This window comes from Corallococcus caeni (assembly GCF_036245865.1).
Lineage (GTDB): Bacteria > Myxococcota > Myxococcia > Myxococcales > Myxococcaceae > Corallococcus > Corallococcus caeni.
In genome coordinates, this window is sequence record NZ_BTTW01000005.1 from 269762 (window position 1) to 287469 (window position 17708).

At 72.1% G+C, this 17708-nt stretch carries 11 protein-coding genes; 5 read left to right on the forward strand and 6 right to left on the reverse strand.

Annotated features, from left to right (window positions below; genetic code table 11):
- Positions 1-117 precede the first annotated feature (117 nt).
- Positions 118-3282 (forward strand): TonB-dependent receptor, encoded by a 3165-nt coding sequence (locus AABA78_RS22395; RefSeq protein ID WP_338266235.1) that lies wholly within the window; start codon positions 118-120, stop codon positions 3280-3282.
- Positions 3283-3322: 40 nt separating this feature from the next.
- Entirely contained in the window at positions 3323-4075 is a 753-nt protein-coding gene (locus AABA78_RS22400; protein WP_338265554.1) for a hypothetical protein, read from the forward strand.
- On the opposite strand, the gene AABA78_RS22405 is transcribed toward AABA78_RS22400, so the two are convergent.
- Positions 4047-4760 carry an HAD family hydrolase gene (locus tag AABA78_RS22405; RefSeq protein WP_338265556.1) on the reverse strand — a complete coding sequence of 238 codons (714 nt, stop codon included), beginning with the start codon at positions 4758-4760 and terminating at the stop codon, positions 4047-4049. The two genes, AABA78_RS22400 and AABA78_RS22405, sit on opposite strands and share 29 nt — an antisense overlap.
- 210 nt (positions 4761-4970) lie before the next feature.
- Between AABA78_RS22405 and AABA78_RS22410 the strand changes: the two genes are divergently transcribed.
- The 3 genes from AABA78_RS22410 (at position 4971) to AABA78_RS22420 (ending at position 7545) form a co-directional block, all read left to right on the forward strand.
- The gene (locus AABA78_RS22410; protein WP_338265558.1) at positions 4971-6614 is read left to right on the forward strand and encodes a sigma 54-interacting transcriptional regulator; all 1644 of its coding nucleotides are present in this window, start codon (positions 4971-4973) and stop codon (positions 6612-6614) included.
- Between the two features lie 42 nt (positions 6615-6656).
- A complete protein-coding gene (locus tag AABA78_RS22415) occupies positions 6657-7016 on the forward strand; it encodes a hypothetical protein (protein ID WP_338265559.1) in 360 nt (119 codons plus the stop codon).
- 139 nt (positions 7017-7155) lie between these two features.
- Complete coding sequence (locus AABA78_RS22420; RefSeq protein WP_338265562.1) at positions 7156-7545, forward strand: hypothetical protein; 390 nt, start codon at positions 7156-7158, stop codon at positions 7543-7545.
- Positions 7546-7568: 23 nt separating this feature from the next.
- On the opposite strand, the gene AABA78_RS22425 is transcribed toward AABA78_RS22420, so the two are convergent.
- The 5 genes from AABA78_RS22425 to AABA78_RS22445 all read right to left on the reverse strand — a co-directional run bounded on the left by AABA78_RS22425 (position 7569) and on the right by AABA78_RS22445 (position 17628).
- Positions 7569-11129, reverse strand: coding sequence for a protein kinase domain-containing protein (locus AABA78_RS22425; RefSeq protein WP_440588511.1), 3561 nt, complete (start codon positions 11127-11129; stop codon positions 7569-7571).
- A gap of 117 nt (positions 11130-11246) precedes the next feature.
- Positions 11247-14432, reverse strand: coding sequence for a DUF4215 domain-containing protein (locus AABA78_RS22430; protein WP_338265567.1), 3186 nt, complete (start codon positions 14430-14432; stop codon positions 11247-11249).
- A 57-nt stretch (positions 14433-14489) separates the two neighbouring features.
- On the reverse strand, positions 14490-16262 hold the full coding sequence (locus tag AABA78_RS22435) for an OmpA family protein (RefSeq protein ID WP_338265570.1): 1773 nt from the start codon (positions 16260-16262) through the stop codon (positions 14490-14492).
- Between the two features lie 219 nt (positions 16263-16481).
- Positions 16482-16898: a nucleoside diphosphate kinase regulator gene (gene rnk, locus AABA78_RS22440; RefSeq protein ID WP_338265572.1), complete on the reverse strand. Its 417-nt coding sequence runs from the start codon at positions 16896-16898 to the stop codon at positions 16482-16484.
- A 364-nt stretch (positions 16899-17262) separates the two neighbouring features.
- A complete protein-coding gene (locus tag AABA78_RS22445) occupies positions 17263-17628 on the reverse strand; it encodes a hypothetical protein (RefSeq protein WP_338265573.1) in 366 nt (121 codons plus the stop codon).
- Positions 17629-17708 lie beyond the last annotated feature (80 nt).

The window sequence follows — 17708 nt, forward strand, 5'->3', positions numbered from 1 at the left end:
AAGTCTTTGTGATTTGGGCTGGTGGATTTCTCACGTTTTGCGACAAAGTTCGCCCCCTTCGCCGGGAGGGGCGCAGACGTGCTCAGACGAATCCGTTTCATCCGTGGGCTGTGGCTCATGGTCGTGTTGTGGGGAGCCGGGGCGTGGGCCCAGGGCAACTCGGTCATCACCGGGACCCTGGCGAACGCGCTCGACAAGCAGCGGCTGGAGAACGTGGTCGTCACCGCCACGTCGCCCCAGTTGCAGGGCGAGCGCACCGTCCTCTCCGACAAGAGCGGCCTGTATCGCATCCCCCAGCTGCCTCCGGGCACGTACACGCTGCGCTTCGAGGCCCAGGGCTTCCAGCCCTACGTCCGCGACGGCATCCTGCTGCGCATCGACCGCACCATCCGCTTCAACGCGGAGCTGGCGCCGGACACCATGAGCGCGGACTTCGAGGTCGTCGGCTCGCCGCCCAGCGTGGACGTGGGCTCCAGCGCCGCGGGCGTCACCGTGGACCAGGAGTTCATCCGCAACATCGCCGTCATCCGCCCCGGCACCAAGGGCTCCGCGTCCCGCTCCTTCGAAGGCCTGGCCGAGCTGGCCCCCGGCGCCACCGAGGACCGCTACGGCGTGAGCATCAGCGGCAGTTCCTCCCCTGAGAGCCAGTACGTCGTGGACGGCCTGTCCGTGAACGACCCCGGCGTGGGCACCCTGGGCACGCCCCTGTCCGTGGAGTTCGTGAAGGAGGTCAACATCATCACCGGCGGCTACATGCCGGAGTACGGCCGCTCCACCGGTGGCGTGCTCAACGTCGTCACCAAGTCCGGCTCCAACGAGTTCCACGGCTCCGTGTTCGCGAACTACGCGCCCGGCGCGTTCCAGACGTCCGGCAAGGAGATCCTCCGCGAGGGCAGCGTCATCTCCGCGCAGGGAAGCGCCCACAACCTGGGCGACTTCGGCTTCGACCTGGGCGGCCCGCTGCTCAAGGACAAGCTCTGGTTCTACGTGGGCGTCGCGCCGTCCTTCAATCGCATCCAGGTGGACCGCCAGCTCAGCAGCTATGAGCTGTGCTCGGAGGTGGACCCCGCCAACGGCTGCTCCGCCGTGGGCGCCCGCCGCAAGGACCCCACCACCGGCTTCTCCCAGGTGTCCCCCATCGAGGGCAGCCGCGTGTCCCGCTTCGCGGACGAGCGCAGCGTCCAGTACCTGGGCAAGCTCACCTACAACTTCAACCCGGACCACAGCCTGTCCCTGTCCGTCTTCGGCACGCCGCGCTCCTCCGGCGGCAGCGGCAAGTACTCCTTCAGCGACGACGGCGAGCCGGAGGTGTGCTCCAGCCTGTCGTGCACCGGCTTCGTGCAGGGCGCGTATGAGGCCATCGCCACCCGCCGCAGCAACAGCGCCATGGACATCGTGGCGAAGCAGGCCTCGTCCTTCTTCGACAAGAAGCTGCTGGTGGACGCGACGCTCGGCTGGCACCACCAGGCGGACTCCATCCTCCCGTCGGACGGCTCCGGCCTGGGCTCCGGCGAGGGCCTGTCCGCGAAGTCCAACATCGCCTGGCGCCGCACCCGCAACCCGGGCCCGCACACCATCAACGAGTTCGAGACGCTCCCGAACGCGGACGACTGTGGCAGCACGCCCGCGGAGCAGATGCTGCGCTGTCCCGTGACGGCCTATTCCACCGGCGGCCCCGGCACCATCAGCATCCAGCGGCTGGACCGCGTGCAGGGCAAGGTGATGGGCACCTACCTGCTGGAGGCCCTGGGCCACCACATCCTCAAGGCGGGCGCGGACATCGAGCGGATGAGCTTCTACAACAAGCGCGCGCGCACGGGCCTCACGCCCTGGCAGGAGTGCACCGGCGGCGACTGCTTCTTCAGCCTCAACCAGTACGGCTACCTGGAGGGCCCGGATCAGCCGGTGTTCCTGCCCAACAAGGAGGGCACCTCCACGTCCACCACCGTGGGCGGCTTCCTCCAGGACAGCTGGTCCGTGCTGGACAAGGTCACCGTCAACGTGGGCCTGCGCTACGACGTGCAGACCATCTACGGCCTGGACGGCGAGGTGGGCCTGCACCTGCCCAACCAGTGGTCCCCGCGCCTGGGCGTCATCTACGACCCGACGCAGAGCGGCCGCGCCAAGGTCTTCGCCAACTACGCGCGCTTCTTCGAGAGCGTCCCCCTGGACATGGCGGACCTGTCCTTCCCGCAGCAGCAGCTGCTGTCCGCCACCTACGACGCACCCCCGTGCAACCCGTCGCGCGAGGGGTCGCTGCTGGTGGACTGCACCCTGGACGCGAACCGCCAGCCCATTGGCAACCGCGAGAGCCCCAACCAGCTGTGGGACGCGCAGGGCGGAGACCGCGTGCCGGTGGACCCCAAGATTCGCGCGCAGTCCGCGGACGAGTTCGTGGTGGGCGGTGAGTACGAGCTGTTCACCGCGAGCCGCGTGGGCGCCACGTACACCCGGCGCTACCTCAACGACGTCATCGAGGACATGAGCCGCGACGACGGCAGCACCTTCTTCCTGGGCAACCCGGGCAAGGGCTACTCCACGGACTTCCCGCTGGCGAAGCGCGAGTACGACGCGGTCAACGTCTACTTCCAGCGCGCCTTCACCAGCGGCTGGCTGGCCCAGGCCAGCTACACCTGGTCCACGCTGCGCGGGAACTACTCCGGCCTGTTCCGCGCGGACACCGGCCAGCTGTCCCCCAACCTCACGCGCGACTTCGACCTGGTGTCGCTCACCATCAACCGCGAGGGCCAGCTGCCCGGGGACCGCACGCACGCGTTCAAGGTCTTCGCCGCGAAGGAGCTGGTGCTGGGGCCGCGCACCAGCATCAACGTGGGCGGCAACTACCGGGCGCGCTCCGGCACGCCGCTCAACTACCTGGGCGCGCACCCGCGCCGCAGCGGTTCGGAGACGTTCATCCTGCCGCGCGGCAGCGCGGGCCGGCTGCCCTGGGTGCACGGCGTGGACGGCCACGTGGGCCTCAACCAGCGGCTGGTGAAGGACTACGTCCTCACGGTGTCCCTGGACGTGTTCAACCTCTTCAACTTCCAGCAGTACACGGACGTGGACCAGACCTTCACCACCACGCGCGTGTACGCCATCGAGCAGGGCGGCAAGCCGGACGACCTCACCGCCTGCCTCACCGCGAACAACCCCAACTGCAAGGTCATCTCCACCGCCACGGGGCTGCCCATTGGCGTGCAGGACATCAACCCCAACTTCAAGCGGCCCACCGCCTACCAGGCCCCGCGCTCCATCCGTCTGGGCGCGAAGCTCACCTTCTAGGCCCCGCACCATGAGGACTCCCGCGATGAAGCTTCGTTGGATGGCAGTGAGTGCAGGAATCGCGTGCGCGGCCGTCGCCGTGGGCGCGTGCGGCAGCGAACCGGAGCCCGAGTGCGTGGTGGCGCGCGCCGTGTCGGACGGCTCCACCGGCTCGTTCGCCGCGACGTACCAGCTCAAGCCCGGGCAGAACCCGGACAACGTCTGCGCGCGGCTCAAGCCGGAGCCGCTGGGCCTGCAGAAGTTCTTCAGCCCCGACCCGGCCGCGCCCGACACCGTGGGCGTGCGCAGCGCGCGGCTGGGCAAGCTGCTGGAGGACTTCGCGTCCCGGCTGTCCGCGGACTCGAAGGCCACCGCCACCGCGGTGGGCCCGTTCGCCACCGTGACGCCGGGGGCGGACCACTTCTGCTCGGTGCCGGAGTTGACGCCCACGCGGCTGGACGTGCCCGCGTCCGTGGCGCCCGACGGCGGCGCGCTGGCGGCGCAGGACTACGGCTACAGCTGGAGCAACCTGCGCATCTACAACACGCCGGAGATTCCGGGCACGCAGTTCACCGCGGACCTCGTCTACACGGAGAACGGCTGCACCGCCGAGTACGCCGTGAAGGGCATCTGGCCGGTGGTGAAGTGCCAGAACAGCAAGACGAAGCTGCCGGACGACACGCTGTGCGACCCGTACGCGGACTACGACGCGGGCCGGCTGCGCGGCTCCGGCATCAACCCGCTGTTCCCCGTGAAGTGCGACCCGGACGCGCTCATCTGCGTGCTCACGGGTGAGGTGCCGTCGGCGCCGTGAGGCCGTGACTTCCGGGACGCAGCGCCTGCGGCAGGTCCCGGAAGTCCTTCACCAGCCAGTCCGGCCGCTCGCGCACCAGGACCTCGCGCGGGAACGACGTGGCGACGGCGACACACGCCGCGCCCGCCGCCCGCGCGGCCCGGAGGCCCACCACCGCGTCCTCGAACACCACGCACGCGTGCGGCGGGACGCCCAGCGCGGCGGCGGCCTTGAGGTACACCTCCGGATCCGGCTTGCCCTGGAGGACGTCCGTGGACGTCACGCGCACGGGGAACAGGTGCTCCAGCCCCACGCGCTCCAGGGCCCGCTCCGCGTTCTGCGCCAGCGCGCTGGTGCCCAGGGCCCAGCGCACGCCCGCCTGCTTCAACGACTGGAGGTAGGCGCCCACGCCGGGAACGGGGGACACCGGCTCGTGGTCGAGCAGCCGGTGGAAGGCCAGCTCGCGGTCATCCGTGAGCGCGGCCACCTGTTCGTCGTCCAGTTCCTGTCCGAACCACGCGCGCAGCGTCTCCCCGGCCCGCCGGCCGTTGGTGGCCAGCAGTTCCTCCCGCGTGGGCACGTAGCCCCGCTCGCGGGCGAACTCCTCCCAGACGCGGTAGTGCAGCTCGGTCGTGTCGATGACCACGCCGTCCAGGTCGAAGAGGACGGCGTCGAAGGAAGTGATGTTCGAGGTCGATGGGGACATGGAGGTCGGGCTCTCTCGAAGATCCACACGGCACGCCTCTCAACACTATTCACGAGGTGGGTCGCGGGCGTGGCTTCTGGCCCCACTGCCGCCGCTCTCCAGGCGAGCAGCCGTGGGGATGGCTCCCGGCCAGGGCCAGGAGAAGTAAGGAGGGGACCCGCCTGCCAGGCCCAGGTGCGGCCTGCCCGTTGTAGGCTGCCTCGGAGATCCATGCCGCCCAAGAACCCCACGGATTTCTCCACGACCGCCGTCCGCACGCAGGGCACGCCCTCCCAGGCCGCCCAGGTGATGCCGGCGCTGACGCTCATTGGCCACGCCCAGCCCCAGCGCATCGGGGAGCGGCTGCTGCTGGAGGGGCTGCTCTCCGGCGAGCGCGCGGTGGCGCTGTCGCGCAACGCCCCGGACTTCAGCCGCGCGGGCGGCGTGCTGGCCCTGCCCCTGGGGGACCCGTTCCTCAGCCGCACGCCGGTGCGCTTCGAGGCGGGTGAGCGCGGCGGGGTGCGGCTGCGGGTGCCAGAGGGTGGGACGCCGGTGTGGGTGGGCAGCGAGCCGGTGCGCGGCGGGCGCGAGTTCCCCGCGGAGGCGCTGGTGGCGGGCGTGCCGCTGGTGCTCGCCGGGCGCGTGGCGCTGCTGCTGCACCAGGCCACCGTGCGCGGCGCCGTCGCCCCGGCGGAGCTGGCGGCGCTGGGCATGGTGGGCGACAGCGAGGGCATCCTCCGCGTGCGCGAGGACGTGCTGCGCGTGGCCGACCTCCAGGTCCCCGTGCTGGTGCGGGGCGAGACGGGCACGGGCAAGGAGCTGGTGGCGAGGGCGCTCCATGAGCGGAGCCCGCGCCGCGCAGGGCCCTTCGTCAGCGTCAACCTGGGCGCCCTGTCCAAGGACCTCATCGCCTCGGAGCTGTTCGGCGCGCTGCGGGGCTCGTTCACCGGCGCCACGCGCGACCGGGAGGGCTTCTTCCGCGCCGCGCACGGCGGCACCCTCTTCCTGGACGAGGTGGCGGAGGCGCCCCCGGAGGTCCAGGCGGCGCTCCTGCGCGTGCTGGAGACGGGCGAGGTCTACCCCGTGGGCGGGCAGGCCCCCGTGCGCGTGGACGTGCGGCTCGTCACCGCGACGGACGCGGACCTGGAGGCGCGCATCCGCGACGGCCACTTCAAGGCCCCGCTGCTGCACAGGCTGGCGGGCTTTGAAATCACCGTGCCGCCGCTGCGGGAGCGGCGCGAGGACATCGCGCCGCTGTTCCTCCACTTCGCCCGCCAGGAGCTGGAGTCCACGGGCGAGGCGGGGCGGCTGAGCTCCTCGGACGCGCGCGCGGAGCCGTGGCTGCCGGCGTCACTGGCCGCGCGGCTGGTGCGCTCCGCGTGGCCGGGCAACGTGCGCCAGCTGCGCAACGTCGCGCGGCAGCTCGTCATCGGGAGCCGGGGACTGCCCGGGCTGCGCGTGGATGCCCGGCTGGAGCAGTCGCTGGAGGAAGGCGCGCTCCCCATCCCCGGCCAGCCCCTCACGGCCCAGGCGCCCTCCCCTGCCGCGGAGGACACGCCCGCGCCCTCGGAGGTTCGCGCGCCCGCGCGGCGCAAGCCTTCGGACGTGAGCGAGCAGGAGGTGCTGGAGGCCCTGCGCGCCTGCGCGTGGGACCTGAAGGCCACGGCGGACTGGCTGGGCATCCCGCGCTCGTCCGTGTACGTGCTCATCGACAAGAGCTCGCTCTTGCGCACCGCGCGGGACCTGAGCCCGGAGGAGATCACCCGCTGCTTCCACGAGTGCGAGGGCGACCTGGACCGCATGGTGCAGAAGCTGGAGGTCTCCCGGCGCGCGCTCCAGCGCCGCGTGCGTGAGCTGGGATTGGAAGGCAGCTAGGGCCGGCGCGCTGGTACGGCGACTGCAATGCCTACCGGCACCATGGCCAACAATACCATCACCATCGACGTCTCCACGACCCCTGTCAGCTACACCCCCAGCCCCTACGTGAAACACGGCGACACGGTCGTGTTCACGTTGGGCAACGCGCTCACCGCCACCGCCACCGTGTCGTTCCCCAGCGGGACCTGCCTCACCACGACCGGGCCGTACACGCTGGGCGGCCCCACCCTGGCGACGGCGCCCCTGGTCGTGTCCCTGACGGCGGCGAAGGGGATCTATTCCTTCGACGTGGACTTCAACAGCGGCCTGGAGTCCCAGGCCCGCAAGGGGCACGAGTGGGACCGGAAGAACGGCGGCATCGACGTGACCAGCGACCCGCCGAAAGAGGCCCGCCGGTAGGCTCCGGACACGTCAGCGCCCGGGCGTGACGCGCCATTGACGCGTCCGGGAGCGCGGCGCCTGTCGCAGCCGTGAAACATCCGAGGGGGGCGCTCAGGACATGCGCCCTGGCCCACGGGCTGCAATGCTGTGCGGACCTATGGCCACCATCACAGTCGACCTCTCCACGGTTCCCATCAGCTACAGCCCCGGCCCGGAAGTGAAGCACGGCGACACGGTTGTCTTCTCGATGGGCAGCTACCCTGCCTCCTACACCGCCACCATCACGTTCCCCGACGGCAACTGCCTCAGCGTCTCCGCCTCGAACCCGTACCCGTACCAGCTCGGAGGGACGAATGCGCTGGCGACCTCCCCGCTGACCGTCTCGCTGCTGGCGCCGAGGAAGCTCTACGGCTTCGACGCGGTCATCGACGACGGGACGCGCGACCGCGGCACGGACCCTCGCGGCCCGCAGGAGCGCGACCGGAAGAACGGCGGCATCGACGTGACCAGCGACCCGCCGGAGGACCCCGCCCCCGCCACCCGCTAGGGCCGTTCCCGCCCGGGCCCTGCTCAGGGCCCGGGTGCGTCGGCCGCGCGCTCCGCTGACGGGGCGCGCGGTCCGGCGCGAAGCGACAGCAACCCTTCCCTCACCTCGCGCGCCCGGATCCACCGGGGACGGGCCGCCACCACCGCGTCGGCCAGCGCCAGCCCGCGCTTCACGCCCGCCGCCGCGTCCTGCCCTTCACGGGTGCGCCACGCCGCCCAGGCGCCGTGGAGGTCCGCCGCCGCCAGCCGGTACTCCAGCCTGGGGTCGAGCCTCATCGCGTCCTCGAAGGCCTGCGCCGCGCGCGTGAAGTCGCCGTCCGCCGCGCCTTGGCCCCGCGCCAGCCAGCGCGCCCGGAGGCCCGCGGCCTCCGCCAGGTAGCGCCACGCATTGCCCAGCTTCGGGTTGAGCTCACGCGCCCGGTTGAGCGCCGTCTCCGCCTTCACGAGGTCCGCCGCCGGGTCGTGCGCCCGCGAAAGCGTCCACGTCGCCTTGCGCACCCAGGCCTTGCCCAGGTTCGCCAGGAGGTCCGCGTCGTCCGGCAGCCGCTTCAGCGCCTCCGAGTAGTCGTCCACCGCGGCCCGCAGCGCGGCGCTGGGGTCCTCGCCCTTCTCCAGTTGGAGCTCGGCGCGGAAGACCTCCCACTCGCCCAGGTTGTTGAAGGCGAAGCCCTGCGTGGGCGCCAGGGCCCGGGCCTTCTCGAAGGACGCCTTCGCCTCGTCGAGCAGGGCCTTCGTGTCGCCGCCCTCCTCCGCCCGCAGCTCCGCCTGCCAGAACACCGCGGAGCCCAGCGCGTTGTGGAGCGCGGGCTGCTTCGCGTTGAGCGCCAGCCCCTGCCGGTACAGCGTCAGGGCCCGCTCCAGGTCCACGCTGACGTCCTCGCCCTTCAGGTAGCGGGCCCGCGCGAGCTGCTCCGCCACCTCCGCGCCGTTGAAGCACGCGCCGAAGTTGTCCGGGTTCAACGACAGGGCCCGCGTCAGCGCGCTGTTCGCGCGGCGCAGGTCGCCCGCCGCGTCCGGCGCGTTCGGGACGTCCGCGCGCTTGCGGTACGCGACGCCCAGGTTGATCCACGAGTACGGCTGCTGCTCGCTCAGCTGGAGCGCCGCCTGGTACGCGGCGATGGCCTTGTCCAGGAGCGGGACCGGGTCTCCCCCGCGCGCTCCTTCCGCGTCCGCCTGCCCCTGCCACGCGAGGCCCAGGTTGGCGTGGAACGCGTAGTCGCGGTCCTCGGCGCGCAGCTGTTCGAAGGAGGCGACCGCGAGCCTCAGCTGTCCGCGCGGATCCTCCCCGTGCAGTTGCTGGTAGCGCGCCCACTGCCGGTGGGTGAGGGCCCGCTCCAGCGGGATGCGGTCGCTGGGCGTGGCCACGGCCTCCGCGGTGCGCAGCGCGGCCAGGGACTTCTCCAGCAGCGCCTCCACGCCCTCGCCGCCCTGGTTCGTGCGCTGCTCCGCGAGCCGGCGGTGGAAGCGCGCCACCAGCACCAGCGAGCGGGCGTGGTCCGGCGCGGCGGCGAGCGCGTGCGACAGCGCCTCCAGGCCCCGCTCGTAGTGCGGCAGCACGTTGCCCTCGCCGTACAGCTCCATCACCAGCGCGGCCAATTCCAGCCGCCCCAGCACCGAGTGCACGACAGGCTGGCTCTCCGCCGTGGCGACCGCGGCGGCGTAGGCCTCACGGCTCAGCGCCAGGTCCGCCTGCGAACCCGCGCGGTCCCCGCCGTTCCAGCGGCGCATGGCGCGCGCGAGCAGGATGTCCCCGCGCAACAGCGGCGCCTCGTAGAACCACGGCGACTGCGTGCCCGGCGCGTCCAGGAGCGCCAGCGCGTCCTCCGGCCGGTCCTCGTAGAAGGCGAACAGGGCCTTCACGAACGTCGGCGGCGCGGGGACGTCCGGCCCCTCCGCCTGGCGCAGGTACGCGAGCGCCGGGTCGCGGTAGCGCCCGTTCAGCTCCTTGAGGCGGGCCTCGCGCTGCGCGGGGGCACGGCGCTCCACGTCCAGCAGGAGCTGCTCGCGGTAGAGGTGTCCCAGCACCTGCGCCAGCGCCCACGCCACGCGGGGCTCGCGGTAGCCGTGCGCCCACGAAGCCTCCAGCCTGCCGCGCGCGCCGTCCAGGTCGTCCAGCGCGAACAGGGCGCGGCCCAGCGCGTACTCCCCGGGGCCCACCGCCTGCTCGCCCGCGCGGGCGATGTCCGCCTCCAGCGCGGCCATGCTCGCGCGCAGCGCCTCGCGGTCCTTGCGCGTGTCGTGCAGGCGCGACAGGGCGGAGTAGCGCGCCGAGGACTCGATGCGCTCCACGCGTTCGGTGAAGGCGCGGGCCAGCCGCTCGCGCTCGGCCACCTCGCCGCGCGCGAGCTTCGCCTGCGTGAGCGCGCCGGCCACCACCACCGCCACCGTGCCGCCCAGCGCCAGCGCCGCGCGGTGCTTGCGGACCTTCTTGCCCAGCCAGTAGCGCGCGCCATGCCGGGCCCGCACCGGCTCGCCCGACAGGAAGCGCTCCAGGTCGTCGGTGAACGCGCGGACGGAGTCGTAGCGGAGCGGCCGCTCCTTCTGGAGGCACTTGAGGACGACGGCCTCCAGGTCCTCCGGGATGTCCGGCTCCAGCAGGCGCGGACGCGGAGGCGGCTCCGACTGGAGCTTCGCGAGCACCTCCTTCTCCGTGCCGCCGGTGAAGGGGGGCTGCCCGGTGAGCAGCGCATACAACGTCGCGCCCAGCGCGTAGACGTCCGCGCGGCGGTCCAGGCGGTGGCCCTCGCCCCGGGCCTGCTCGGGCGGCATGTAGTGCGGCGTGCCCAGCACCGCGTTCGGGGTGGTGCTGTCCTCGCGCCAGTCGCGCGCGAGCCCGAAGTCCATCACGAACGGGAGGAAGCCTCCGTCCTCCGAGCGCTCCACCAGGATGTTGCCGGGCTTCAGGTCGCGGTGGACCAGCCCCACGCGGTGCGCGGCGTGCACGCCCTCCGCGGCCTGGCACAGCACCCAGACGCGCTGCTCCAGCGTGAGCGAGTGGGACAACTGCCCCAGCGACGGGCCCTCCACGTAGCGCATGGCGATGAAGGCGTGCCCGCGCACCTCGCCCACCTCGTAGACCTCGCACACGCGCTCGTGGCGCACGCGGGCCTGGGCGCGGGCCTCGGAGAGGAAGCGGCGGGCCAGCTCCGGATCCCCGTCGCGCACGAACTTGAGGGCCACGTTGCGGCGCAGGAGCGGGTCATAGGCCAGGAACACCTGCCCCATGCCGCCCTGCCCCAGGAAGCGCACGGGCTCGTAGCGGTCCCAGCCGGGCACCGGGAAGGCGGGCACGCCTTCGACGGGCAGCGAGGAGGGGACCGCCGTCGACAGCGTGGCGGCTTCCTCGATGGGGGCGCTCCCCCGGTCCGTGCGACCTTTGACCAGGTCCTGCCGCAAGAGGTCCAGGGTGTTCTCCGTCAGCCGGCCCCGTTCCTTCAGCAGTTCCAGGGGCCCGCGGTGCAGGCGGAGGGCCTCCTCGCGCAGGGCGGCCGCCTCGTCGGAGGACAGCAGCCCCTCGTCCAGCGCGAGCAGGACCTCCTCCTCGTACACCTCTTGATGACCTGCCCCGGGCACGGACGGGAGCATACGGGGAAGGCCGGGGAACGCGGGAGCGCCGCCGGAAGGGCGCCATGGGAGGGAGCGAGGGGGCGCTCCCGGAAAGGGGGAAGGCTGGCCCCTCCGGCGGGCTCCGTGAGACGGAGGCTAGGCGGTCCGGCGCTGACGGCGGCGCAGGCCCGGCACTCCCATCAGGCCCAGGAGGGCCAGCCAGGAGGCATCCGGCGCGGTGCTGCACCCGCCGCCCGCGAAGGCGCGCGAGCCCTGCACCGTCCAGGTGTACTCCGCGGGGGACTCATCCCGGTTGCCGCTGCCGTCCACCGCGCGCACCTGAAGGACGTGGTCCCCGGTGCCGACGGTGTAGGAGTCCTGGCAGGGGCCCCACTCGCCACCGTCGAGGCGGCACTCGAACGTGCTGCCCTCCTCCGTGGAGGCGTACTCGAAGTCCGCCGTGTGGCTGGAGGTGGTGGGCGCCGGGCCCTTCACGATGGAGGTGTCCGGGGCCTGCGTGTCCGGGCCCCGGGTGTCCACGACGAAGGGGACGGGGGTGGCCGCGGGGCTGGTGCCGCCGGGCGTCTGGGCCGTGGCCGTCACGGTGTGCGGGCCGTCCGGAAGCGGCGTCGAGGGGACGCAGCTCCAGTGGCCGCTCCCATCCACGGTGGCGGTGCAGACCACCGTGGAGCCCTCGCGCACCGTCACCGTGGCGCCGGGTTCGCCGGTGCCGGAGATGGCGGGCGTGCCGGTGGACACCGTGGTGTTCGCCACGGGGCCGGTGATGACCGGGGCGGCCGGAGCCGGGACCTGGGTGTTCACGACGAAGGGGACGGCGGTGGACGGGAAGCTGGTGGCGCTCCCGGGCGCCTGGGCCGTGGCCGTCACGGTGTGCGGGCCGTCCGCCAGGGGCGTCGTGGGCGTGCAGGTCCAGTGGCCGCTGGCGTCGGTGGTGGCGGTGCAGACCACGGTGGTGCCCTCACGCACCGTCACCGTGGCGCCGGGCTCGCTGGTGCCGGAGATGGGGGGCGTGCCGGTGGACACCGTCGTGTTCGCCACCGGGCCGGTGATGACCGGGGCCGGCGTCACGGGGCCCGGGTCCTGGGCCACGCACTTCTGGGTGGACGGGTCGCAGAACCCCTCGCAGACGTTGGACGCGTTGCACGTCTGGCCCACCTCCAGCAGACAGCGCGGCGAGCAGGTGTCACCGCCCACCAGGTTGCCGTCGTCGCACACCTCCGTGCCCGCGCGGACGCCGTCGCCGCACGTCGTGCCGCAGGCGCTGGGCGAGCCGTTGCAGCTGTAGCCCGGCTCCACGGCGCAGGTGGTGTTGCAGCCGTCGCCGTTGGCGGCGTTGCCGTCGTCGCACTGCTCGCCGGCGTTGAGCACGCCGTCGCCGCAGGTCTTGAAGCACGAGGTGCCGGGCGCGGGGCAGCTGTAGCCCGGCTCCACGGCGCAGGTGGCGTTGCAGCCGTCCCCCACCGTCGTGTTCCCGTCGTCGCACGCCTCGGCGCCCGCGCGGAGGCCGTCGCCGCAGAGGGTGTTGCAGGTGCTGGGCGCGCCCGAGCAGCTGTAGCCCGTCTCCACCTGGCAGCCGCTGGAGCAGCCGTCGCCGGACACCTTGTCCCCGTCGTCGCACGTCTCGTTCGCATCCAGGGCGCCATTGCCGCACGTCTGGGCGCACACGGACGGGCCCGTGGACGGCGTGGAGCAGGCGTAGCCGTCTTCCACGCGGCACTCGGTGGCGCAGCCGTCGCCGGACGTCAGGTTGCCGTCGTCGCACTGCTCGCCCGGGTTCACGGTGCCATCGCCGCAGGTCTTCGCGCAGGGCTGGCCCGGGGTGGCGCACGCGTAGCCCAGCTCCAGGGTGCAGGCGTTGGAGCAGCCATCGCCCAGGGCGGTGTTGCCGTCGTCGCACAGCTCTCCGGCGTTGAGCACGCCGTTGCCGCACAGCGGGGCGCAGACGGACGGAGCGCCGGAGCAGGTGTAGCCCGTCTCGATGCGGCACGCCGCGGAGCAGCCGTCGGAGCTGAACGCGTTGCCGTCGTCGCACTGCTCACCCGCGTTGATGGCGCCGTTGCCGCAGGTGGCCGCGCAGGCCTGGCCCGGCGTGGGGCACGCGTAGCCGTCCTCCACGCGGCAGCTGGCGTTGCAGCCGTCGTTCGCGGTGGTGTTGCCGTCGTCGCACTGCTCGCCGGGGTTCAGGTTGCCGTTGCCGCACGTCTGGGCGCAGGTGCTGGGCGCACCCGTGCAGCCGTAGCCGGGCTCGATGCCGCAGGTGGCGTTGCAGCCGTCGCCGCTCTTGGCGTTGCCGTCGTCGCACTCCTCGCGCGGGGAGACGGCGCCGTCACCGCAGCGGTCGTCGTAGGCGTCCACGAAGAGGTAGCGGAAGGCGTTCGGCGGGCTGGCCGCGTTCTCGTTGCACAGCTCGATGCGGTTGACGCCCGCGTGCCAGGCCGCGTTGGTGCCGAACTCGCGGAAGATGTTCTTCTGCCAGGGCTGGCCGGGCGGCTCGCTCACGGTGACGGGGGTGATGTCCACGCCGTTCACCTTCGCGCTGTCGAACCGGTTGTCGTTGAAGGTGGCCAGCCGCAGGCGGAACTGCGCGACGTTCGTCGTCGAGGGGATGAGGAAGTCCTGGTACACGCACGTCTGCGCGCCCTGGGGCGCCATGAAGCGCGCGGTCTGCATCTCCAGCGGCCAGTCGTTCGCGTTGCGCACGCCGGTGTCCGCGCCGGTGGTGGTGCCGGAGTAGAACCAGTGCGGATCCACCCCGCCCGCGGGCAGGCGGCGGTTCTGCGCGTCCACGCCGGTGTTGAACACCGCCACACCGGCCCTCACGCAGCGGCTGGGGCTGCCCGCGCAGGCGAAGCCGGGCTCCACCTCGCACTGCCGGCTGCACCCGTCGCCCTCGAAGCGGTTGCCGTCGTCGCAGACCTCCTGCGCGTACGACGGGTACTGGCGGTTGTCGAACGTGCCATTGCCACACAGCGACAAGTCACACGTGGCCGAACAGCCGTTGCCGTTGTCCGCGGTGTCGCCGTCGTCACACAGCTCGCCGGAGTCGGTGGCGTTGTTGCCGCACAGGCTCGCCAGCGAGCACGCGTTGCCGGGCACGTTGCACAGGAAGCCCGCCTCCACGGTGCCGGTGGCCGAACAGCCGTCTCCGCTCGCGGTGTTGCCGTCGTCGCACTGCTCGCCGGGCTGGAGCCGGCCGTCCCCCACGAGCCCGGAGGACTGGCTCGTGAGGACGGGCTCTGACGTGGAGGTCGCCGACTCGCAGCCGGCGAGGAGGAACAGCGAACACAGCGCCAGCGCGTGGAGGCCCGCGCGCAGGGCCATGCGGGGTGAATCTCCCCGGAGGGAATTCATCAGGGTCGTGAACATGAAGGGTCTGCCCTACTTCTTGAGGGTGTCGGGGGAAGAGGAGGAGGCCGGCGCCGTCTGCACGCCCTCGGCCTCTCCGACGATCTTGAACTCGACGCGGCGGTTCTTCGCGCGTCCGTCCGCCTTGGCGTTGTCCGCGATGGGCTGCTCGGGGCCGAAGCCCTTCGCCTCCAGCCGCTCGCGCTGCACGCCCTTGCTCACGAGGTAGTCCACCACCGCCTCGGCGCGCCGCTGGGACAGGTCCAGGTTGTACGCGGCCTTGCCGGTGTTGTCGGTGTGGCCTTCCACGCGGACCTTCTCAATGTCCGGATGGGACACGAGGATGGCCGCGACCTTGTCGAGCACCGCGTTGCTGCGCTTCTGGATGACGGCCTTGTTGTTCTCGAAGAACACGGCCTCGAGGATGCGGATGCTGCCGGAGTCGATGCGCGCGATGGGCGCCTCCTTGCAGCCGCCGTTGGACTCGGTGCCCGGTTCGTCGGGGCAGTTGTCCAGGCGGTCCACGATGCCGTCGCCGTCGCGGTCCGGCTCCACGTCCGGGCAGCCGTCGGCGTCCTTGTAGCGGTTGAACGTCTCCGGCTCCTTCGGGCACGCGTCCTTGGAGTCCACGATGCCGTCCCCGTCGGAGTCGGGGTCGTCCGGGCAGCCGTCCTCGTCCTGGAAGCCGTTCTTGTTCTCCGCCTGCGCGGGGCACTTATCCGCCAGGTTGGGGATGCCGTCCTGGTCGTCGTCCTTGTCCGGGCAGCCCTGGAGCTGCGCCAGGCCCGCGGTGGTGGGGCACTGATCATCGCGGTTCTTCACGCCGTCGCCGTCGGCATCCAGGTCGGGACACTCGGCGGCCACGTGGGGCTGGCCCGCGATACACACGGGGCCCTTGGGCGCGGGAGGCGTGCCGAAGGACACACCGGCGAGCACGCGGAAGCGCGGCGTGCCCGGCGTCTGGCCAAAGCCCGGGCCGCCCATGACGTACACCTCGGTGCCGTCGGCGGTGGGGACGCGCAGGCCCAGCAGGGCCTCCAGCGAGCTGGGCGAGTCCTGCGTGGGCACGGTGCCGCGCACGAGGACCTCCTCGCGCAGGCCCCAGAGGCTGGCGGACAGGTTCACGCCGCCGTTCAGCTCCACGCCCATCTCATCCTGGTACGGCTGCGTCTGCGGCGTCAGCGCGTACGTCTTCGTGCGCACGAGCGTCCCGACGTCCGCGCCCACGCGGAAGGTGCCGCCCAGCTGCTTGCCGGCGCCCAGGCGTGGGGAGAAGGTGAAGCCCTCGTCACGGGTGAGGGCGGCCTTGCTGCCCAGGGGCAGGGCCACGCCCAGGTGCAGCCCGAGGTCCATCGGTCCGCCCCGGCTCTCGGAGAGGAAGCCCACGCGGGCCTGGACCCACGGGGTGCCGAGCGCGCTGGTGGTGGGACGGGACACGCCGAGTCCGGCGGTCTCCGGGCCCCACTGGGCGACGATGGGCACCTGGGCGCCCACCTCCAGCCAGTTCGTGAAGGAGTACGCGGCGCTCAGGTGCGCCGTCACGCGGTTGGAGATGACGTCGGCCTGGCGGTCGCCGTCCTCCACGAGGACGAGGGGCCGGTTCTCGTAGTGCGCGGTCAGCCCGACGCGGAACTGCCCCGCGGGGAGCAGGTCCGCGGTGGACAGCACGAGGCTGTCGCGCATGCCGGGGTTGAGCTGCAGGCGCTCCAGTTCGATGCCCGGAATGGTGCTCTGGGCCTGGGCGCTGCTGAAGGCGCAGAGGACGGCCAGTCCTCCGAGCCCAAGGTGATGCCTTCGTGCGAACAAGCGTTCCTCCACATGCACTCGCGGGCTTGAAGGTGCCCGCGCCCTTCGCGAGGCGAGGGGTGGGCGGACGGTTGCACGCGAGGGGCCAGGAGGTGTCCGAAGCACGACATCGAGTCGTGGCGCGGAGATGCGAGGCGGGGCCCGGGCCGGGCCCTCGTGGCTGACGCGTCAGCGGAGGACACGGACACGGCGCTGACGCGTCAGGGGAGGACGCGGGGCCTACAGGTGGAAGTGGCCCGAGGCCTCCGGCTGGTAGGGCACGGCGAGGATGCGCAGGCGCCGGGTGCGGCCATTGGGGAGGGGCCACTCCACGGTCTGGCCCACGGACAGGCCAATGAGGGCGCTGCCCACGGGGGCGAGGATGGAGATGCGGCCGGCGTCGCTGTTGGCGTCCTTGGGATAGACGAGCGTCACCTCGCGCGTCTCCCCGGCCTCTTCGTCCTCGAAGACGACGGTGCTGTTCATGGTGACGACGTCGCGGGGGATGGCGCCGGAGGACGTGACGGTGGCGCGGGCGAGCTCGGACTCCAGCTGCTCCACGAGCTCCGCGTTGCGGGCGTTGCCGTACTGTTCGACGACGCGCTCCAGGCGCTGGAGGTCGGTGTCGGTGACGATGAGGGGGTGGTCGTGGGTCATGGCGATGGCCTCCTGCGTGGGAAGGGAATGACGGTGGAACGCATTCCCGGAAGGCGGGAGCGCGTGGCGTGGGGCTTCAGCGGGGGTGCAGCGGACGCCGTCCGTCGTGAACTACGCGAGACGGGCGGCGTGGGTGACAAGCCAGGCGGTGGCTCGGCCGTGCGCGGGCAGCATCCGGCGCACGGAGATCCGGCGCGGAGCACGCTGCATGCAGGCTGTGAGCGAAACCGTCATCTGACGAGGGACCCGGGGGGCTGCGGCTGCGGTGAAGTGCTGAATGTAGCCGCGTCGCCGGTGATTGCAACCGCCCCCCGGAGAACAGGCGGCCTGGCGGACAGCCGCCGTGACGCCCGGAGGCGCGGAATCAGCGCAGCGGGGACACGTCCTGGAACCACACCCCCGTGGCGCTGATGGCTTCCAGTGCGAGCTTGATGTCCTCGGGAATGACGAGGCTGTGGATGCCCCAGCTCCCAACGTCCTTGCAGATACACGTCGTCGGTGAGGTCGAAGTAGCGCTGCGGCATGGTTCGCGTTCCTGGACGAGCTCGTTCGCCAGGCTTCGCAACATCCGCGTCAACGAACCCCGGGTGTCCACGCACGTGGGCGTAGGGACGTGAAGGAAGCGACGCCGCCAGCAGCCTCGAGCCGCCTCCATTGGATGCATGGAAACAGGTGCGCTGCGCGCGAGCTCCACGACCGTGGACACGAAGGCGTCTTCGTCCAACTCCATGGGCTGGACGTCTCGTTGCGGCGTGTGGACGCGGACGGGCGTGGCATGAATGAGTGAAGCCTACCCAGAGTCGCGGCCGC